This is a genomic window from Streptomyces nitrosporeus (assembly GCF_008704555.1).
GTDB classification, from domain to species: domain Bacteria; phylum Actinomycetota; class Actinomycetes; order Streptomycetales; family Streptomycetaceae; genus Streptomyces; species Streptomyces nitrosporeus.
In genome coordinates this window covers 3,323,203-3,342,316 of the sequence record NZ_CP023702.1, presented here as the reverse complement: position 1 = coordinate 3,342,316, position 19,114 = coordinate 3,323,203, and the positions used below count along the sequence as shown (strand labels likewise).

The 19,114-nt window shown below is 74.9% G+C and carries 15 protein-coding genes; 9 read left to right on the top strand and 6 right to left on the bottom strand.

Going from position 1 to position 19,114, the window contains the following annotated elements; all coding sequences use genetic code 11:
- Positions 1–2 precede the first annotated feature (2 nt).
- Together CP967_RS14730 and CP967_RS14725 are read right to left on the bottom strand one after the other, a co-directional pair.
- Positions 3–1,265 carry a Cmx/CmrA family chloramphenicol efflux MFS transporter gene (locus CP967_RS14730; protein WP_167535505.1) on the bottom strand — a complete coding sequence of 421 codons (1,263 nt, stop codon included), beginning with the start codon at positions 1,263–1,265 and terminating at the stop codon, positions 3–5.
- 141 nt (positions 1,266–1,406) lie between these two features.
- A complete protein-coding gene (locus CP967_RS14725; RefSeq protein ID WP_150488423.1) occupies positions 1,407–2,051 on the bottom strand; it encodes an HD domain-containing protein in 645 nt (214 codons plus the stop codon).
- Between the two features lie 275 nt (positions 2,052–2,326).
- Here CP967_RS14725 and CP967_RS14720 point away from each other — a divergent pair, with 275 nt between their 5' ends.
- The 5 genes from CP967_RS14720 (at position 2,327) to CP967_RS14700 (ending at position 7,257) form a co-directional block, all read left to right on the top strand.
- A complete protein-coding gene (locus tag CP967_RS14720; RefSeq protein WP_150491850.1) occupies positions 2,327–3,076 on the top strand; it encodes a LamB/YcsF family protein in 750 nt (249 codons plus the stop codon).
- Complete coding sequence (locus CP967_RS14715; RefSeq protein WP_167535382.1) at positions 3,073–3,756, top strand: 5-oxoprolinase subunit B family protein; 684 nt, start codon at positions 3,073–3,075, stop codon at positions 3,754–3,756. The genes CP967_RS14720 and CP967_RS14715 overlap by 4 nt, the downstream gene beginning before the upstream one ends.
- The gene (locus CP967_RS14710) at positions 3,753–4,688 is read left to right on the top strand and encodes a 5-oxoprolinase subunit C family protein (protein ID WP_150488422.1); all 936 of its coding nucleotides are present in this window, start codon (positions 3,753–3,755) and stop codon (positions 4,686–4,688) included. The genes CP967_RS14715 and CP967_RS14710 overlap by 4 nt, the downstream gene beginning before the upstream one ends.
- 269 nt (positions 4,689–4,957) lie before the next feature.
- Positions 4,958–6,361 carry a lipase family protein gene (locus CP967_RS14705; RefSeq protein WP_373300402.1) on the top strand — a complete coding sequence of 468 codons (1,404 nt, stop codon included), beginning with the start codon at positions 4,958–4,960 and terminating at the stop codon, positions 6,359–6,361.
- 206 nt (positions 6,362–6,567) lie between these two features.
- Entirely contained in the window at positions 6,568–7,257 is a 690-nt protein-coding gene (locus CP967_RS14700) for a copper homeostasis protein CutC (RefSeq protein ID WP_150488420.1), read from the top strand.
- A 242-nt stretch (positions 7,258–7,499) separates the two neighbouring features.
- Here the strand turns inward: CP967_RS14700 and CP967_RS14695 are convergent, their stop codons facing one another.
- The gene (locus CP967_RS14695) at positions 7,500–9,629 is read right to left on the bottom strand and encodes a HelD family protein (protein WP_150488419.1); all 2,130 of its coding nucleotides are present in this window, start codon (positions 9,627–9,629) and stop codon (positions 7,500–7,502) included.
- Positions 9,630–9,995: 366 nt separating this feature from the next.
- On the opposite strand from CP967_RS14695, the gene CP967_RS14690 reads away from it, so the two are divergent.
- Positions 9,996–10,187: a hypothetical protein gene (locus CP967_RS14690; protein WP_150488418.1), complete on the top strand. Its 192-nt coding sequence runs from the start codon at positions 9,996–9,998 to the stop codon at positions 10,185–10,187.
- Between the two features lie 120 nt (positions 10,188–10,307).
- Here CP967_RS14690 and CP967_RS14685 read toward each other — a convergent pair whose 3' ends face one another.
- Positions 10,308–11,963 carry a DNA repair helicase XPB gene (locus CP967_RS14685; protein ID WP_150488417.1) on the bottom strand — a complete coding sequence of 552 codons (1,656 nt, stop codon included), beginning with the start codon at positions 11,961–11,963 and terminating at the stop codon, positions 10,308–10,310.
- Positions 11,964–12,194: 231 nt separating this feature from the next.
- Between CP967_RS14685 and CP967_RS14680 the strand changes: the two genes are divergently transcribed.
- Together CP967_RS14680 and CP967_RS14675 are read left to right on the top strand one after the other, a co-directional pair.
- Complete coding sequence (locus CP967_RS14680) at positions 12,195–12,980, top strand: uracil-DNA glycosylase (RefSeq protein WP_150488416.1); 786 nt, start codon at positions 12,195–12,197, stop codon at positions 12,978–12,980.
- Between the two features lie 495 nt (positions 12,981–13,475).
- Positions 13,476–14,009, top strand: a complete 534-nt coding sequence (locus CP967_RS14675; protein WP_229888539.1) for a hypothetical protein — start codon at positions 13,476–13,478, stop codon at positions 14,007–14,009.
- Positions 14,010–14,117: 108 nt separating this feature from the next.
- Here the strand turns inward: CP967_RS14675 and CP967_RS14670 are convergent, their stop codons facing one another.
- Positions 14,118–16,628: a helicase-associated domain-containing protein gene (locus CP967_RS14670; RefSeq protein WP_150488415.1), complete on the bottom strand. Its 2,511-nt coding sequence runs from the start codon at positions 16,626–16,628 to the stop codon at positions 14,118–14,120.
- A gap of 64 nt (positions 16,629–16,692) precedes the next feature.
- Here CP967_RS14670 and CP967_RS14665 point away from each other — a divergent pair, with 64 nt between their 5' ends.
- Positions 16,693–18,012 (top strand): hypothetical protein, encoded by a 1,320-nt coding sequence (locus CP967_RS14665; protein ID WP_150488414.1) that lies wholly within the window; start codon positions 16,693–16,695, stop codon positions 18,010–18,012.
- Between the two features lie 115 nt (positions 18,013–18,127).
- On the opposite strand, the gene CP967_RS14660 is transcribed toward CP967_RS14665, so the two are convergent.
- Positions 18,128–19,114, bottom strand: a complete 987-nt coding sequence (locus CP967_RS14660) for an ABC transporter substrate-binding protein (RefSeq protein WP_150488413.1) — start codon at positions 19,112–19,114, stop codon at positions 18,128–18,130.

Sequence of the window (19,114 nt, the reverse complement as noted above, 5' to 3'; positions counted from 1 at the left end):
GCTCACCTGCCGCCGGAGGTGCGGGGGCCGGACAGTGGCTGCGGGACCGCCGCGTCCGTCAGGACGCCGTTGTCCGCCCCGGCGACCAGCCGGGACGGTCTGCCGCCAGCGCTGTCGCCACTGCGGGCGCCCAGCCGCAGTGCGAGTGCCACGGCCGCCAGACCGACGACGAGCATCGCCGCGCCCGCCCAGGCGGTCGCCTCGAAGCCGAAGCCGGCGTCGATGACCGCACCGCCCAGCCACGGGCCGCTCGTGTTGCCCAGGTTGAAAGCGGCTGTCGTCGTCGCACCCGCCAGGGTCGGGGCGGCGGCGGCGATGTCGAACATCCGGGCGTTGAGGGCCGGGGCCGTGAAGAACGCGGACAGGCCGAGCAGGAACGCCAGACCGGTCACCGCCACCTGGCTGGAGGCGAACAGGGCCAGCGCGACCAGGAAGACGGTCGACGCCGTGATGCCGCTCAGCAGCACACCGAACAGGTGGGCGTCGGCGACCCGGCCGCCGATCGTCGTACCGACCAGTGCGCCGAGTCCGAAGAGCGCCAGGACCCACGGCACCCAGGCCGTACCCAGCCCCGCGACGTCCGTCAGCAGCGGTGCCAGATAGCTGAACGCGCAGAACACGCCGCCCGCGGCGAGCGCCGTGATGACGATGGCCAGCCACACCTGCCGGTCCCGGTAGATCGCCAGTTCCCGCCTCAGCCGGGGCTTTTGCTCCGGCAGCGGGATACGCGGGATCCGGGTGACGACCCCGGCCAGCGCCACGGCGGAGGCGGCGCCCACCGCCCAGAACGCCGAGCGCCAGCCGAAGTGTTCGCCGAGGAAGGCGCCCAGCGGCACGCCCAGCACATTGGCGATGGACAGACCGCCGATCATCACGGCCATCGCCCTGGCACGGGAGCCGGCCGGCACCATCGCGATGGCGACGGCCGCGCCGACCGCCCAGAACCCGGCACACGCCAGCGCGCTCACCACCCGGGACACGAACAGCACGTCGTACGTCGGTGCGAGCGCACCCGCGACCTGGCCCAGTCCGAACACGGAGATCAGCGCGATGAGGGTCGTCCGGCGCGGCAGGCGGAGCGTGGCGACGGCCAGCAGCGGCGCGCCGACGACCATGCCGATCGCGAAGGCGGATATCAGGAGTCCGGCCCGGGGTATCGACACGTCCATGTCGTCGGCGATCGGCGGCAGCAGCCCGGACAGCATGAACTCGCTGGTGCCGAGGGCGAAGACCGAGAGGCCGAGGATGTACACGGCCAGGGGCATACGGGTCCGGCGACCGGAGGCGTATTCGGGCATGACACTCTCCAACAGCGCCGTACTGCCGCTCATTCCCCGGTACGGGCCGGCCGGCCCGTACCGGAGCATGCCGGGCCGCGCCGTCCCGGCAGCCGGGCCCGTCCCCTTTCAGCCGGTGAGCAGTTCCAGCTCCGTCGTCAGGTTCTGCCGTGCGCGGGACTCCCACTCGGCCGCGCCGTGCGGGGTGCGGAACAGGCGGGGCAGTCCCAGCAGTTGCCGCAGGACGTCCGCCCGGCCCGTACGGAAGAGCTCGTCCGGGACGAAGCCGTACTCCTCGCGCACCTGCGCCGCGTACGCCGCGTACTCCTTCGGGCCGGACGCCAGGATCGCGAGGTCCGCGTCGCACAGGACCTCCCCGTCGGTGTCGCCGGGTGCCGGGTCGTGGGTGACGGTGAGCCGCACCAGCCGGGCCACCTCGGCGGTCGCCGCGTCCGGCAGACCGGCCTCGGGCAGGGCGCGTTCGGCGAGTGCGGCGCTGCGTTCCTCGTTCTCCGAACGGTCGGGCCGGTAGACGGCGTCGTGGAACCAGACGGCCAGACGCACCAGGTCCGGGGCGGTGGCGTGCGCGGCGAGGGTGTCGACCTGGTCCAGGACCTGGGCCAGGTGCGCGACGGTGTGGTAGCGCCGCTGAGGCTCGGCCCAGCGTTCCAGCAGGTTGTCCGCGTACGGCAGGGGATCGGGGCCGGAGGCTGTGCCCCGGGCGGCCAGGAGGGCGTCCTGCCAGCGGATACGGAGTGTCTGGGCGTCGGTCATGAAGGCGACTGTAGAGCCGCCCGCCCGCCGGGGCGGCGGCCCCGGGGGCCTTGTCGGGAGAGGCGGCCACTGGTTAGCGTGCGGCCGTGACAGAAGCGGCGCACCGGGCGGACCGGACCGACGGCGGCGGGGACCCGGCCGCCCGTGGCCTCATCCCGGACCCCGGTCCCGTGGAGCCCGGCGCCAGGGGTCTCGGCACCGTGGAGCCCGGCACCAGGGGCCTCGACGCCGTGGAGCCCGGCACCAGGGGTCTCGGCACCGTGGGACCCGGCACCATGGATCTCAACGCGGATCTCGGCGAGGGGTTCGGGCGCTGGACCCTCACCGAGGACGAGGCGCTGCTGACCTGTGTCACCAGCGCCAACGTGGCCTGCGGTTTCCATGCCGGTGACGCCTCCGTGATGCGGCGGGTCTGCGATGCGGCGGCGGCCCGGGGGGTACGGATCGGGGCCCAGGTCTCCTACCGCGATCTGGCAGGTTTCGGGCGCCGCGCCATGGACGTACCGGCCGCCGAACTCACCGCCGAGACCGCATATCAGATAGGCGCGCTGCGGGTGTTCGCCGAGGCGGCGGGCTCCACCGTGTCGTACGTCAAACCGCACGGCGCCCTGTACAACCGCACCGTCCACGACGAGGAACAGGCCGCCGCGGTGGTCGCCGGGGTGCTGCTCGCCGGCGGGCGTCCCGCGGTCCTGGGCCTGCCCGGCTCGCTGCTCCTCGACCACGCCCGCGCGGCGGGCCTCACCGCGGTCGAGGAGGCGTTCGCCGACCGCGCCTACACCCCCCGCGGCACCCTCGTACCGCGCGGCGAGGAGGGCGCGGTGGTGCACGACGCGGACGAGGTCGTCCGCCGGAGCGTCGGCATGGCGGTCGCACGGACCGTCGTCAGCGCCGACGGCAGCCGGATACCGGTCGGCGCGAGGTCGCTGTGCGTGCACGGCGACACCCCCGGCGCGGCGGCCCTCGCCCGGCGCGTCAGGAGTGCGCTGGAGGACGCGGGCGTGACGGTACGGGCGTTCACATGAGGATGCGCCGGGAGCCGGCGGGATCCGGCGGGCGCACCGGCGGGGACACACGCCCGGCCGGGCTGCGGGTGCTGCCGGCCGGGCCGGACGCGCTGCTGGTGGAGTGCGGCTCCGGGGAGGCGGCGGAGGCGTTCCACGCGGAACTGCTGCGCCGCCGTGCGGAGGGGGAGCTGCCCGCCGTGGGGGAGATCGTCCCGGGGGCCCGGACCGTCCTGCTCGACGGAGTCGGTGACCGCACGCTGGCACGCAGACTCCTGACCTGGGCGGTACCGCCCCTGCCCCGGGGCGCCGGTACGGCCGTCGAGATACCCGTGGTCTACGACGGCCCCGACCTCGCCGAGGTGGCCGGGGCGTGGGGGGTGGACACCGCCGAGGTGGCCCGGATCCACTCCGGTACGGAATTCCGGGTGGCCTTCTGCGGGTTCGCGCCGGGGTTCGGTTACCTCACCGGTCTCCCCGGCCACCTGGGCGTACCGCGCCGGGCCACCCCGCGGACCCGGGTGCCCGCCGGTGCGCTGGCCCTCGCCGGGCCCTACACCGGTGTCTACCCGCGCGCTTCACCCGGCGGCTGGCAGATCGTCGGGCACATGCCGGAGCCGGACACCCTGTGGGACCCGGAGCGCGAACCGGCCGCACTGCTGGGGCCCGGGGTCCGGGTGCGGTTCGTGGAGGCGGGATGAACCGGCGGGCCGGGGAAGGTGAGGTGGCGGGCAGGGCGGCCGGTGGCGGCGGTGTGGGCGGGACGGGCCGGCGGATCGAGGTGGTCAGGGCCGGTGCGCTGACCACGGTGCAGGACGCGGGCCGGAGGGGCTGGGCCCATCTCGGCGTGCCCCGGGCGGGTGCGCTGGACGGACCGGCCCGGATCCTGGCCAACCGGCTCGCCGGGAACCCGCCGGACGCCGCCGTCCTGGAGACCACCCTCACCGGCTGCGCCGTCCGCCCGGCCGGCGCCCCGTACACCGTCGTGGTCGTCGGCGGGGCGGTGTGCCGGGTGACGGTGGACGGCCGGCCGGCCGCCTGGGGTGCGCCCGTCCGGGTGCCGGAGGGCTCCGTGCTGGAGGCGGGTCCCGCGCTGCGCGGACTGCGCGGCTATCTGGCGTTCGGCGGCGGCCTGGTGTCGGAACGGGTGCTCGGCAGCCGGTCGGCCGACCTGCTCTCGGGGCTCGGGCCGCCCGTCCTGCGCGACGGTGACGTACTGCCTCTGGGCGGGGACGGCGGCGGGCGCGGGGGGTGCCCGGCCGACGCGGTGCCCTGGCCGGGCGCCCCGGCCGAACTGGTCCTGCCGCTGTGGCCGGGGCCGCGCCACGCCTGGTTCACACCGGCCGCGCTGCACACGCTCACCACCGCCGTGTACCGGGTCTCCGCGCAGAGCAACCGGATCGGGCTGCGTACCGAGGGACCGCCCCTGGAGCGTTCCCGGAGCGGTGAACTGCCCAGCGAGGGCATGGTGCTGGGAGCCGTGCAGGTGCCGCCGGACGGGCGTCCCGTGGTGTTCCTCAACGACCATCCGACGACCGGCGGTTATCCGGTCGTCGGGGTGGTAGCCGCGTCCGCCCTCCCGGCGGCCGCCCAGGCGGTCCCGGGGACCCCGGTGCGCTTCGTGGCGGCCTGACGGCCTGTCGGCCCGACAACTCCACGGCCTGACAGGCCCACAGCCCAAGGCTCCCAGCCCACAAGCCAAGGCCCCCAGCCCAAGGCCCCACGGCCCGACAGCCCCACGACCTGACGGCCCCACGGCCTCAAGCCCCGGGCCGTGAGCGGCCGCCGGGTGCGTTACCGAAGCGTAACTTACCGGTGAGTTACCATGGGTAACCCTCCGGTGCTAGCTTGCGCTCACCTCCATCCGAGCAGAGCGAGGAGTGAGCCGTGGGTCCCATCGAGATCACCCGTTCCAGCTCGAACACGAGCACCCCCCACCCTGACCGTTCCGGCCTCCGCCGCCGCCGGGGCACCGGCCGCCTGGCGGTGGCCGCCGTCGCGGCCGCGGCCTGCCTGGGTGCCTACGCCGTACCCGCCGCATCGGCCGCCACCGAAACGGGCGGTACGCAGTCCGTGGTGTCCAGGGGCGTGACCATCCCCGCCTTCTACACCCCGCCCGCCGGACTGCCCGCCGCCGACGGGGCCCTCGTCCGTACCGAGCCGCTGCCGCTCGGCCTGAGCCTGCCCGGCCTCGACGGCCGCCCGCTGCCGGGGACGGCCACGCGGCTGATGTACAAGTCGACGGACTCCGCCGGGCAGCCGGTCGCCGTCACCGGCGCCTACATCGAGCCCTCCGCCGCGTGGAAGGGCTCCGGCCCCCGTCCTCTGGTGGCGCTGGCCTCGGGAACCATGGGCCAGGGCGACCAGTGCGCGCCGTCGCTCGCCCTCCAGCACCCCCTGACCATCGGCGAGGGCACGCTGTCGATCGGCTACGACAACCTGGCGGCCTACCGCTTCCTGGCCGCGGGTGCCGCCGTCGTCGTCACCGACTACGCCGGCCTCGGCACCACCGACCGGCTCCACACCTACGTCAACCGCGTCGACGAGGGCCATGCCCTGCTGGACGCGGTCCGCGCCGCACGGGGTCTTCCGGGGACATCGCTCACCGCCGCCTCGCGCGTCGGTCTGTACGGCTACAGCCAGGGCGGGGGCGCCAGCGCCGCGGCCGCCGAACTCCAGCCCCTCTACGCCCCCGACGTCGAACTGGCCGGCACCTACGCGGGCGCCCCGCCGGCCGACCTGACGGAGGTCATGAAGGGCATCGACGGCAGTGCCCTGGCGGGCGCGCTCGGCTGGTCGATCAACGGCTTCGCGCAGGCCGACCCGTCGCTGAAGCCGATCGTCGAGGCGAACACCAACGCCGCCGGCAAGGCCGCCCTCGCGGACACCGCCACCATGTGCGTGGGTGACGCGATCCTCGGCTACGGCTTCACCAACAGCAAGAAGTGGACCGCGAACGGCAAGCCGCTCGCCGACATCATCGCGGCCGAACCGAAGCTCCGGGCCGTGCTCGCCGCCCAGCGCCTGGGCGACCTCAAGCCGACCGGCCCGGTGCGCCTGGCCACCGGTATCCAGGACGACATCGTGGGGCACGAGCAGGCGCGCCGTCTGGCGGTGGACTGGTGCCGCAAGGGCGCGGCCGTCACCTACGAACCGGTCATCCTGCCCAACCTCGGCGACAAGATCCTCACCAACCACCTCACCCCGATGCTCACCGACCAGGGCAGTGCCATCTCCTGGATGACCGACCGGCTCTCGGGCAAGGCGGCCGGCTCCAACTGCTGGTCCATGCCGATCCAGCCCTGACGAGGGCCCGGCACCCGGCGGGAGGCCGCCGGTGCGTCCACCGTACGAGTGGCGCACCGGCGGCCTCCCGCTTCCGTGCGGGTACGGGTGCCCGGCGCGGCGGAAACGGCGGTATGCGATCGGGCGGGAGGCTGCGCCCCGGGGTGGCCGCCCCGTAGGCTGGTCAATGGACTAGACCTATTGCCGCTCCGAAGAATGGGAAACCCATGAGCAACCGTGCACTCCTGGAGGTGATCGCACTCGACGCGGAGGACGCGGTCGCGGCCCAGGAGGGAGGTGCGGACCGCCTGGAAGTGGTCACCGACATGGCCGCCGACGGTCTGACGCCCTCCCCGAAGACCGTCGCGGAGATCCGGTCCGCCGTGGACATCCCCATGCGGGTCATGCTCAGGGCGGCGGACGGATTCGCGGCCGGTGACATCGATGTACTGGTCGAGAAGGCACGGGAGATCCGGGCCGAGGGGGCACACGAGTTCGTCCTCGGTTTCCTGGACCGGGACGGCCACGCCGACCTGGTGGCCGTCGAACGGCTCGTCGCGGAACTCGACGGCTGCCGCTGGACCTTCCACCGGGCGATCGACCGCGCCGTGGACCGGGACGCCCTGCGCACCCATCTCGCCGACGTACCGGGCCTGGACACCTACCTCACGGCGGGGGCGGCCACCGGTGTGGACGACGGCATCCCGACCCTGCTGGCCGAGGCGGCCCGCGCGGGCCTGCCCGGTTACGAACCGCGGATCATGGTGGGCGGCGGTCTGCGCCTGGACCATCTGCCCCGCCTGCTGGCGGCCGGCATCGACGCCTTCCACATCGGCGGAGCCGCCCGGCCCGACGGCTGGTCGGGACCGGTGGACGTGGCGGCGGTACGGGAGTGGCGCGCGACGCTCGACGCCTGACGCGCCCGCCGCGCCCGCCGCGCCCGGCGACGGGCAGGACGGAGCGGGTACGGGCCGGGACGGGCGGGCCGGTACGGGGCGGGACCGGCCGCCGCCGGCCCCGCCCGGCCCGGCCCGCCGCACCTTTGCCCGGTCCGCCCGGCCCGCCGCACCTTTGCCCGGTCCGCCCGGCCCGCCGCACCTTTGCCCGGTCCGCCCGGCCCGCCGGACCTTTGCCCGGCCCGCTCCGTCCGCCCCGTCCGTCACACCAGCTGCGCCGGCAGCGGGGCGGCGTGCAGCACGGTGAGGCCGGACACCGCACGGGTCAGGGCCACATACAGCCGGCGCAGGCCGGTGCGCTCGTCGGGTTCGCCGCCCACCACGGCGGCCGGTTCGTCCAGCACCACGTAGTCGTACTCCAGCCCCTTGGCCAGCGACGCCGGCACCAGCGTCAGCCGGGAACGGGCGGACGTCTCCTCGCCGGGCGAGAGGTAGTGGTGCCCGGCCGCCGTGAGGGCGGCGGCCAGGGCGGGGACACGGGCGTCCGCCGCGATCAGTCCGATCGACCCCTCGTGGCCCAGCGACTCCTCGCACGCCGCGACGACGGCCGCGTCCAGCCCGCCGCTGCCACCGGCCCCGCCCTCGTCCCCGTCCGGTACCACACCGGTCACCGCGCGCACGGTCAGCGAGCCGGGGGCCTCACGCACCGACTCCACCGGTGCGAGCCCGGGGGCGATCGCCGGCAGCAGCCGGGAGGCGTACGCGATCACCTCGCGGGGCACACGGAAACCGGCCGTCAGCTCCTCCACCACCGCGTCCTGCTTGCCGAGGTGGAACAACGCCTGCTCCCAGCTCCGCGTCGACCAAGGGGTCGTCCCCTGCGCCAGGTCGCCCAGCACGGTCGCCGAGCCGGTGGAACAGCGGCGCCCCACCGCGCGGTACTGCATCGGTGACAGGTCCTGCGCCTCGTCGACCACGACGTGGCCCAGCGAGTGCGTCCGCGCCACCAGGTCGGACGCCTCGTCGATCAGCACCGCGTCCGCCGCCGTCCACCTCGCCGACTTCACGCTGCGGGCGGGCTTCACCATCAGGATGTGCTTCCGCTCCTCCTCGGTGAGGAGGCCGTCCGCGTGCGTGGCGAGGAAATCCGCGTCCGTCAGCAGCCGCAGCACCAGCTTCGCCGGGTCCACCGCCGGCCAGATCGCCTTGACGGCCGCCTTCACCGCGGGATTGCGGGCCACCGCGTTCTGCACCCGGTCGTCAGGTGCTTCGCCCGCCTCCTCCATCCGTACGAGGACGGCGTGCGCGATCCGCTGCGGCAGCGCCTCATGGGCGGCGCCGTAGCGCATGTCACGGGCCAGCAGCTCGGTGACCATCTCCTCGATCTCGTACGCCGGTACCCGCCAGCGGCGGGAGCCGCGCACCACCACGACCGGTTCGGCGGGCGGGGTGACATGGGAACGGATCGCCCGCCTCAGCACCTCGGCCATCCGGGCGTCGCCCTTCACCACCGCGGCCGGCGCCTCGTCCGTACCCCGGACCTCGGCGCGTCCGGCCACCAGGTCCTCGACGGTGGCCTGCTTCACCTCCAGTTCGCCCAGGGCGGGCAGCACCTGCTCGATGTAGTGGAGGAAGGACCGGTTCGGCCCGATGACGAGGGTGCCGGTGCGGGCGAGCCGCTCCCGGTGCGCGTAGAGCAGGTAGGCGACACGGTGCAGGCCCACCGCCGTCTTCCCCGTGCCGGGGCCTCCCTGGACACAGACGGTCCCGCCGAGCCCGCTGCGGACGATCTCGTCCTGTTCCGGCTGGATCGTCGCGACGATGTCACGCATCGGTCCGACACGGGGCCGCTCGATCTCCGCCTGGAGCAGCTTGCTGGTCTGCTCGGCCTCGTCCGGATCGGAGAGGTGCTCGTCCTCGTACGCGGTCAGCTCGCCGCCGGTGTAGCCGAAGCGGCGCCGCTGGTCGACGTCGAGGGGGTTGTTCCTGGACGCCTGGTAGAAGGGCTGCGAGACCGGTGCGCGCCAGTCGATGACCATGGGGTCGCCGTGCGCGTCGTGGACGTGGCGGCGGCCGATGTAGAACCGCTCCCCCTCCGCCCCCTCCGCGGCCTCGGCTCCCACCGCGTGGAGGTAGTCGAGACGGCCGAAGAACAGCGGGGTGTGCGCGAGATCGGCGAGCGCCTTGATCCGGTCGTCGATCTGGGCCTGCAGGACGGCGGCGTTGACCCAGTTCGCCGTGACGTCGCGGATGTCCAGGGCCTGTACGTCCTCGCGCATGGCGCGCAGAGCGGCGCGGGAGGCGGCGAGGTGGGCGCGTTCCCTCGCGAGTGGATCACCGGCCGCTCCGGGGGCGGCCGCTTCGGTTCCTGTTGTCGCTTCGTGCGCGGGCACGGTGTCGCCTCCGGCTTTCGACGCGGTGCGCGGGGCCGCGCACGGCGCACGGTCCCGCGGGGACTCTCACAGATGTGTACGCACGGTTCGCGTACGGCTGTTGTCGGCCGGTTTCCGTCCGGTCGGCGGCACTCCCCGGCTGCCGGCCGCCGCTGAGGCGGCCCGGTACACGGTGGGGAGGCGGGCAGACCGGCGATTGTATCCACGGCGCCCGGCGGGGGCGAACGGATAACGGCCGCACCCCGTAGGGGAAGCACGGGCCCCGGAGTAGGGGAGGGCATGGGCCCTGAGGACCACGCGCACCGCCACCCGCGTCCGTCCCCGGGCCGATGCCCGGACGCGGGAACGCGGCGCACCATGGAACGTATGAGCACCGTTTACCTGAACCCGCGCAGAACGGGCCCCGCGCACGGCGCCACCCCCGCGACCGGCCGGCCGCACCGTCACCGCCTCGGGGACGCGGCGCGCGCGGTCGGGGTCTTCGCGCGCACCGCCTTCGGGGTGGCCGTCCTCGGCGAGTACGCCGAGGAGGCGGGCGTCGTCCGCCGCCACCGCTGACCGGACGCCCGGCAGCTCCGGACTCCGTCGGGCCCGGACGCCCGGCAACTTCCACTGCCCGGCAGCCCCGGTCGCCCGTCGGCCCCGGACCCAGCCGGGCCCGGACCCAGCCGACCCCGGTCAGCTCTCCGGGCCGGGCTCCGCGAGCAGTTCGTCCGCGTCGACGATCCGGTACGCGTACCCCTGCTCCGCCAGGAACCGCTGGCGGTGCGCCGCGAAGTCCTGGTCGATCGTGTCCCGGGCGACCACCGAGTAGAACCGTGCCTCGTGCCCGTCCGCCTTGGGCCGCAGCACCCGGCCGAGCCGCTGCGCCTCCTCCTGGCGCGAGCCGAACGTCCCCGACACCTGGATGGCGACGGTCGCCTCCGGCAGGTCGATCGAGAAGTTGGCGACCTTCGAGACCACCAGCACGCTGATCTCGCCCCGCCGGAACGCGTCGAACAGCTTCTCGCGCTGCGCGTTGCTGGTCTCGCCCTTGATCACGGGGGCGTCCAGGTGCGCGCCGAGCTCGTCGAGCTGGTCGATGTACTGCCCGATGACCAGGGTCTGCTCGCCCCGGTGCTTGCGCACGAGGGCCTCGGTGACCTTCCGCTTCGTCGCGGTCGTCGCGCAGAACCGGTACTTCTCCTCCGCCTCGGCCGTCGCGTACGCGAGGCGTTCGGAGTCGGTGAGGTTGACCCGGACCTCGACGCAGTCGGCGGGCGCGATGTAGCCCTGCGCCTCGATCTCCTTCCACGGCGCGTCGAACCGCTTGGGCCCGATCAGCGAGAACACGTCCGACTCGCGCCCGTCCTCGCGCACCAGCGTCGCCGTGAGCCCGAGGCGCCGCCGCGCCTGGAGGTCGGCGGTGAACTTGAAGACGGGGGCGGGCAGCAGGTGCACCTCGTCGTAGACCACCAGACCCCAGTCCCGGGAGTCGAACAGCTCCAGGTGCGGGTAGACGCCCTTACGCCGGGTCGTCAGCACTTGGTAGGTGGCGATGGTGACGGGCCGGATCTCCTTGCGCGTACCGCTGTACTCGCCGATCTCGTCCTCGGTCAGCGAGGTGCGCTTCACCAGCTCGTGCTTCCACTGCCGGGCCGAGACGGTGTTGGTGACCAGGATCAGCGTGGTCGCCTTGGCCTGGGCCATCGCCCCGGCGCCGACCAGCGTCTTCCCGGCGCCGCAGGGAAGGACGACGACACCGGAGCCGCCGTGCCAGAACCCGTCGACGGCCTGCTGCTGGTACGGGCGCAGGGACCAGCCGTCCTGGTCGAGTTCGATCGGGTGCGCCTCGCCGTCGACGTACCCGGCGAGGTCCTCGGCGGGCCAGCCCAGCTTCAGCAGGGTCTGCTTGATCTGGCCGCGCTCGGAGGGGTGCACGGCCACCGTGTCGGCGTCGATGCGGGCGCCGACGAGCGGCTGGACCTTCTTGGAACGGAGGATCTCCTCCAGCACCGGGCGGTCGGTGGTGGTCAGCACCAGGCCGTGGACGGGGTGCTTGGAGAGGGTGAGCCGGCCGTACCGCGCCATCGTCTCGGCGACATCGACGAGAAGCGCGTGCGGCACCGGGTAGCGCGAGTACTCCACGAGGGCGTCGACGACCTGCTCGGCGTCGTGCCCCGCGGCACGGGCGTTCCACAGGCCGAGCGGGGTGACCCGGTAGGTGTGGATGTGCTCCGGCGCACGCTCCAGCTCCGCGAACGGGGCGATGGCACGACGGCAGGCCTCGGCCTGGTCGTGGTCGACCTCCAGGAGCAGCGTCTTGTCGCTCTGGACGATGAGGGGTCCACTCACGCGTCGGCCCTTTCTGCTCTGCTACTGCCCTGCCGCGGGGACCCGCCGACGGGGCGGCCGTGAACGGCCAAACGTCCAGTGTGCCGCATCGGGGCCGTGAGCGGGCGGCTACGTGGGAGGCGCGGTTCTCCGCACCCGCACCCGCGCCGGGCGGCGCCCGGACTTCCGGTTCCCCGCCGTCCGGACCGGCAGAGCCGGGGCGGACCCGGTACGGCGCCGTAGCGTGGGGGGATGGACGAAGCGGAAGCAGCGGGTCCGGGAGTGCCGGGCCCCGACGACCAGGACTTCCCGGCTCACCACGCCTCACGCTGCGCCGGGCTCGGCGAGCTGGACGGGCTCGTCACCCACTGCCGGGCCTGCCCGCGGCTGGTGGCCTGGCGGGAGGAGGTCGCCCGGGACAAGCGGGCCGCCTTCCGGGACCAGGACTACTGGGGGCGGCCCGTCCCCGGCTTCGGCCCGCCGGACGCCGCCCTCGCGGTGGTCGGGCTCGCGCCCGCCGCGCACGGGGGCAACCGGACCGGCCGGATGTTCACCGGCGACGCGACGGGCGACTTCCTCTTCACCGCGCTCCACACCCTGGGTCTGGCCTCGCAGCCCGGCTCCACCCGCGCCGGTGACGGTCTCACCCTGCGTGGTGTGCGCCTCACCTCCCCCGTGCACTGCGCGCCCCCGGCTAACCGGCCCACCCCGGCCGAACGCGACACCTGCCGCCCCTGGCTGGCCGCCGAACTGGCCCTGCTCGCCCCGCACCTGCGGGCGGTCTTGGTCCTCGGCGCCTTCGGCTGGCAGGCCCTGCTCCCGGTCCTCGCGGCGGCGGGCCGGCCGCTGCCCCGCCCCCGCCCGGCGTTCGGCCACGGCGCGCACGTCGTCCTGCCCGCCACGGACGGCGGACGGGAGCTGCACCTGCTGGGCAGCTATCACCCGAGCCAGCGCAACACCTTCACCGGCCGGCTCACCATGCCCATGTTCACCGAGGTGCTGCGTGAGGCGGCCGCGGTGGCCGGGCTGCTGGAGTGAGCGCGTGCGGCCAGGCGCAGCTGATAGAAAGGGAGTTCGAGTCGGCAGGGCGTCCGGCCGGGGGAGGAACGCATGTCGCAGGAGCCGCCGTACGGACCGCCGCAGCCGGGCTACGGCCCGCCCGGGGCCGGGTACGGGAATCCGCACGGCGGCCGGCCCGTCGCCGGCAACCCGTACGCCGATCAGCCGCCCCAGCCTCAGGCGCCTTCTCAGCCGCCCCAGCCCCAGGTGTCCCCTCCGCCTCAGGCGCCCCCTCAACCGCCCCAGCCCCAGGTGTCCCCTCCGCATCAGGTGCCTTCTCAGCCGCCTCAGGCCCAGACGCCCCCACAGCCCCACCCGGCGCCTCAGTCTTTCCAGGCGCCCCAGCCTTCCCCTGGGCACCAGCCGCCGCAGCCCCCGCCGCCGTCCCCGTACGGCGCGTATCCGCCCTCGCCTCCGCCCACGCCCCCGCAGGGGCCCGGGAAGGGGCGGAAGGGGCTGATCGCGGGAGCCGTCGTGGTGGCGCTGGCGGTCATCGGCGGCGGGGCGTGGTTCGTGGTCGGCCAGGGGGATGACGACCCCGGGGCGCCCGCCGCGAAGGGCGGACCCAGCGCTTCCGCTTCCGCGTCGCCGTCCGCGCCCGACGAGCCCGACGCGTCGGGCGAGACCTCCGGCGTGCAGCCGCCGCCCGAGGAGACCCCCTCGGACCCGGTGCTGCCCTCGCCCACCGGGACCGGGCTGCAGGCCGTCTGGCGCGCCTCCGACTCCACCATGCTGGCCCTCGGCGACGCCTACACCGACGAGCCGACCCGGATCAACGCGGTGCTCAGCGACGGTGCCGGGCTGGAGTGCAAGGGCCGGTGGCAGAAGGACGAGAGCGGCGACTTCCTGGAGATGGCGCTGCTCTGCGAGCAGGACGGGGTACGGGTCCCGGCCGACGACCGGGTCGGCAACCTCCGGCAGGAGGGCGACACCCTGTCCGTGGAGTGGAAGAAGGGCGCCACGGGCACGGAGAGCTACGAGCGCTTCCGGGACATGGACCCCGCCTGACCGGACGGCAGCCCGCCGGTGCGTCAGCCCGCCAGGACGCCGGCCCGGCTCGCCAGGGCGTCGGCACGTCGAGGCGTCGGCTCGCCAGGGCCTCGGCATGTCGAGGCGTCAGTTCGCCTGCTCGTCGGCGAGTTCGGCCACGCCCGTGATCCGGTGCAGCGGATAGGTGCGGATCTCGTCGGCCGTGTGGTCGTAGGCCGTGACGAAGCCGCCCTCGACCTTGACCGGGGCGATGACCCGCTGACTGGCCGCGCCGTCCGCGTTGACGTAGCCGATCCATACCGCCGACCCGGTCATCGCCGCGGCCTGCACGGTGACCAGGGTCTCCGCCGGGCTCGTACGGGGCAGTGTGCCGGCCGGCGCCCCGTCGGTGCCGCCCTCCGCGCCCTCCGCGCCCTCCTGGGGGACGGTGCGTACCGCGCGGGCGGCCGTGTCACCGGCCCGGATGGCCCGTACCGCCGCCGACAGCAGCGTCGCGTCGGGGGCCGGGGGGCCCTCGGGTACCGGCTCGGGGGCCGTGCGGGGCGGGGTGCGGCGGGCCCCGGCGCGGGTGACGAGGACATCGCCCTCGGCGGACTCGGCGGCCGGGGCGTACCCCATGTCGCGCAGCCCTTCCAGCAGCGAGGCGGGGTCGGTCTGGGCGGCCAGGACGGTCGGCGCGAGGCGGCGCAGCCGCAGGGGTGCGGAACGCCGGTCGGCCAGGATCTCGTTGAGCACGGCCTCGTCGTCGCAGCGCACGTACGCCGAGGCGGCGCCGATCCGCAGATGGCCGTGGCGGCGTGCCACGTCGTCGATGAGGTAGCTCAGCGGCTGGGGCACCGGCGTCCGGCTGTGCGCCGCGAGGAAGGCGTGCAGGTCGGCCGCGGCCTGACCGGCGTCCAGGGCGCGGCGTACGGAGCCGGGGGTGAAGCGGTACACCGTCGCACCGCCCTTGGACTCGATGTCCGCGAGCACCGACAGCGCCTCGGCGAGCGGGCGTTCCAGCGGGCCGGGGGCGACCGCCGTCAGGTCGGCCTGCAACAGGACGTGGCCGAGGGGTTCGGGCACGAGCGGGGCGAGCCGGGCGGCGGCCTCGCCGGGCCCCTCGTCGAGCAGGGCACGGGCCTGTGAGGAGAGCGCGCCGCGGCCGGTGACGCCGAGCAGTTCCGCCTCGTCGAGCGTCCACAGGGCGATCCGGGACCGCAGGTCGGGATGGTCGCCGACGGCCGTGGAGCCATGGCCCGCCGACGGTCCGGAGGAGGACGCGCGCGGCGGCCGTTCCCAGCGGAGCCGGGTGAGCAGGGACTGCGGGTCGGGGGCGGCGCCCGCGGGGAGCGCGGCGAGCAGGCCCAGGACCCTGCGGCGTACCTCGGGGGCGGCCGACCGGTCCAGTTCCGGGCCGAGCGCGGACAGCGCCCGCCCCTTGGCGTCCTGGCCGCCGACCAGTCCCGCGGTACGGGTGGCGGCGAGCCAGGCGGTGACGATCCGGGTCCAGCGGTCCGGTGCGGGCAGTTCCAGCCAGTCGTCGTAGGCGGGTGTCGGCGCGTACCGCTCGTCGGTCTCCCCGTCGGACGCCACCAGCCCGGCCGCGTAGGCGAGTTCCACCCAGAACGCGGCGACCGGCTCGGGTACGTCGAGTGCGCTCGCGGTGCGCCTCAGCTCGCGTACGCTCAGGCCGCCCGCCCGGAGGATCGGCGGGCCCGCGGTGCCCCAGAGCTTCAGCAGCTCCTCGACCGTGGACAGTGCGGCGAACGCCTGCCCGGCCGCCACCGCGTCCACGGCCCGGGGGTCGCGTTCGGCCGCCGCGGTGACGGGCGGGGCGACCGGTTCCGGTACGCGGTGGGCGCGACCGGCGCGCAGGTGCAGGGCCGCCTCGCGCGGCAGGACGACGGTACGCGTCGAGACGGGCAGCAGCAGGCCGTGGTCGCGCAGCCACCGGACGGGCGGCGCGGGGTTCGCGGTGACCTCGCCGTACGGCGGGCCCCAGACCAGCCGGTCCAGCACCGACAGGGCCTCGGCCGGTGCGGTGTCCAGCAGTCCGGCCATCCTCGTACGGTCGGTGAACAGGCCCGTCAGGGCGGCCACCGCGGAGACCGGGTCATGGGTGGCCGGCAGCCCCGCGGCGGCCAGGATCTCCTGGATCCGGCCGGGCGACATGCCGGCCGTCGCCTCGGCGACCGTCGGGCCGAGCCCGGTGGGGGAGGGGCGCTGCGGACTGGGGGAGAGCAGTTCGCGCGCGGTGCGCACGAGGTGCAGGGCGTCGTCGTCGCCCCATACCAGGGCCTGCCCGCGCAGTGTGGTCAGCGCGGCGGGCAGGGCCGCCGTCACCGCGGCACCGGTCCCGCCGAGCCGGTCGCCGTCGTCCCGGCCGTCCCCGGTGAGCAGGCCGAGCAGCGTGTCGTAGGGAGCGGGGTCCGGGGCCACCGCCAGTGCCTGTGCCGTCTGGAGGGCGAACCGGTCCAGGTGGTCCAGCGCGCGTACGACGGAGGCCCGGGTTCCGGCGCGGGTGGCGAGCTGGGTGATGTCGTTCGGTACGGGACTCAGCAGGTCGGGGCGCGCGCGCAGCAGCCCTGCCAGCGAGTCGTCGCTCCGCAGGCGCAGGGCCTCGGCGAGCGTGCGCGGTGGTGTCGTCGTCCCCATCCGCCCCACGTTAGCCCCTGGAACGCTACCGTCGGGGCAGGGCGGGTAGAGGGAGAACCTTCGCGTGGGCATCGAGAGCGATCAGCTGGTCTACGACTATCTGAGCCGGGTCGGTGACCTGGCACAGCAGCAGCAGTTGCCGTCGGGCGCCCGGATGAGGCTCGTGTCGGAGCTCCGGGGCGAGATCGACCGGCAGCGCGGTACGGACGGCGGGGACTCGCCGGCCGTGGTCAGACGCATCATCGGCCGGCTGGGCTCCCCGGACGAACTGGTCGCCGCGGCCGCTGAGCCGGGCGGCGGGGCGGCCCCCGTGCCGTCTCCGCGGCCACCCGCCGGGCGCGGCGCGGACACCGGCGCGTCCGAGGTGCCCCGGCCGCGGCGCGGGGTGTTCCGGAAGAGCGCCGGGCGTTTTGGCGCGGCGGAGCGCGTGAGCGGACCGGAGGGAACGTCAGAAGACGCCGACGGGGCGGAGGAACCCTCCTTCGAGGGGCGGCCGGCAAAGGGGCCGGAGCGCGTGTCGCCGCCCCCGGGGGGACACGCGTCGGGCAGGGGCGGCGGGGGCGGTGCCCGGGCCGGGGAGGGCGAGGAGGGCGCCGGGAGCGGCCCGTACGACGGCCTGACGGACGGTGAGGACCACGCGGAGGATCCCGGGGCGGGCGGCTGGCCCTCGGCCTCCGCCCCGCACATGGCGGGCCTCGACCAGGCGGGCCCGGAGGACGGGGAGTTCGAATGGTGGCGGATCGCCCCCGGCCCGTTCGGTGAGGAGGCGGGTCCGGGGGGCGTGGCGGGCCCGGGCGTGGCGGGGTTCGTCGGCGGCCTGGAGCATCCCGGGCTGCTGAGGCCGCCGAGGCCGGCCGGGGGCCGGGCGGACACGGAGGACGGGGAGCCGTCCGGGAGCGGGGGCCCGGGCGACGGGGACGGCGAGGAGGAGCGGAAGGAAGCCGCCCCGCGTCCGGCGCGCTCGCTGCTGCGCCGGACGGTGCGCCGCGCGCGCCGTCGTGCGCCAAAGGCCGCCCCCGACGCCGCTCCGCAGGCCCGCGCCCCCGGGTTCGGCAGCCCGTTGCTGCTGCTCTCCGCCGTGCTGCTGGTGGCCGGTGCGGCGCTCGGTTCCTGGGTGGCGATGGCGTGCGGCTGGCTGCTGGCGTTCTGCTCGCGCCGGGTCTCCCGCACGGAGATGAAGTGGGCGGCGCTGGGCCTGCCGGGGGCGGTGGTGGCCGGTGCGCTCGTCTGGTTCTGGGGCCGCACGGAGGGCCGCTGGGGTGAGCCGCTCGCCGAGGACGCGATGGGCGGGGCGATGTCGGACGCCTGGCCGGTCGTTCTCCGTGCCGCGGCGGTCGTCCTGGCGCTGTACCTGTTCTGGCGGACGCGGCGGCTGCCGCGCTGAGGAGCACGGCGGCGGGCCCGGACCGTCCGGACCGGGCCCGCCGGACCGGACCGTCCGGACCGCTCCCGCCGGATCACTCCCACTGGACCGCTCCCGCCGGGTCACTCCCGCCGGATCACTTCGCCAGGTCCGCCTGGAGCTCGTCGAGGATCTTGCCGGCCGCCGTGTAGCCGATGCCCTGGATCCACAGTTCGTCCTCGACCGGGAAGACCTTGCCGTTCTTCACCGCCGACATGTTCTTCCACAGGCCGCTGCCCACGGTCTGCTTCTCCTTGGACTTCTCCGCGTCGCCGTACGTCGAGTGGAAGACGGCGTCGGCGTCGGCCAGGTCGATCTTCTCCGGGCTGACGTCGTAGGAGAAGCCGTCCTCGGCCTTGTCGACGACGGCGGGACGGCCGAGGCCGACGTCCGCGAGGATCGTCGCGATGTAGTTCTGCCGGCCGTAGATGCGGATGTCGGCACCCTCGACGAAGCGCACCATGTTGACCTCGGTGGCCGCCGCCTTCTCCTTGCCGCCCAGCGCCTCCGTCACCTCGGCGGTGCGGGCGTCGTACCCGGCGATGACCTTCTCCGCCTCCGGCACCTTGCCGAGCGCGTTGGCGTGGACCTGGAAGTTCTCCTTCCAGGTGTAGCCGGTGTTCTCCGTCATCACCGTCGGCGCGATCTTCGACAGTTCGTCGTACTTGTCGCCGTGCCGGATCTTGCTGGTGAGGATCAGGTCGGGCTTCAGGGCGGCGATGGACTCCAGGTTCGGCGTCATCATCGCGCCGACGTCCTCGATGCCCGCGACCTGGTCCTCCGGCAGGTAACTCAGGAAGCCCGAGTCGGCGTCCGCGTGCGTGGCGCCGACCGGCTTCACCCCGAGGGTGAGCGCGGAGTCCAGCTCGGCCGTGTCCAGGACGACGACCCGCTCGGGTGCGGCGGGCACCTTCACATGGCCCATCGCCGTGTTGACCGTGTGCGTGGAACTGCTGGTGGCACCGCTGACAGGGGCGGAGCCGGAGCCGGAGTCCGACGACCCGCAGGCCGACAGGGCGAGGGCGGCCGTCACGGCCAGGGAGGCGGCGGCGACGCCGCGGCGGTCGCGGAGCGGAGCGGGCAT

Bases quoted from the DNA above. Each gene is read 5' to 3' on its own strand.
- CP967_RS14680 (WP_150488416.1), top strand. From the start codon at position 12,195: ATGGACGAAGCGGAAGCAGCGGGTCCGGGAGTGCCGGGCCCCGACGAC.
- CP967_RS14725 (WP_150488423.1), bottom strand. From the start codon at position 2,051: ATGACCGACGCCCAGACACTCCGTATCCGCTGGCAGGACGCCCTCCTG.
- CP967_RS14660 (WP_150488413.1), bottom strand. From the start codon at position 19,114: ATGCCCGCTCCGCTCCGCGACCGCCGCGGCGTCGCCGCCGCCTCCCTG.
- CP967_RS14670 (WP_150488415.1), bottom strand. From the start codon at position 16,628: ATGGGGACGACGACACCACCGCGCACGCTCGCCGAGGCCCTGCGCCTG.
- CP967_RS14730 (WP_167535505.1), bottom strand. From the start codon at position 1,265: ATGCCCCTGGCCGTGTACATCCTCGGCCTCTCGGTCTTCGCCCTCGGC.
- CP967_RS14700 (WP_150488420.1), top strand. From the start codon at position 6,568: ATGAGCAACCGTGCACTCCTGGAGGTGATCGCACTCGACGCGGAGGAC.
- CP967_RS14690 (WP_150488418.1), top strand. From the start codon at position 9,996: ATGAGCACCGTTTACCTGAACCCGCGCAGAACGGGCCCCGCGCACGGC.
- CP967_RS14720 (WP_150491850.1), top strand. From the start codon at position 2,327: ATGGATCTCAACGCGGATCTCGGCGAGGGGTTCGGGCGCTGGACCCTC.
- CP967_RS14715 (WP_167535382.1), top strand. From the start codon at position 3,073: ATGAGGATGCGCCGGGAGCCGGCGGGATCCGGCGGGCGCACCGGCGGG.
- CP967_RS14710 (WP_150488422.1), top strand. From the start codon at position 3,753: ATGAACCGGCGGGCCGGGGAAGGTGAGGTGGCGGGCAGGGCGGCCGGT.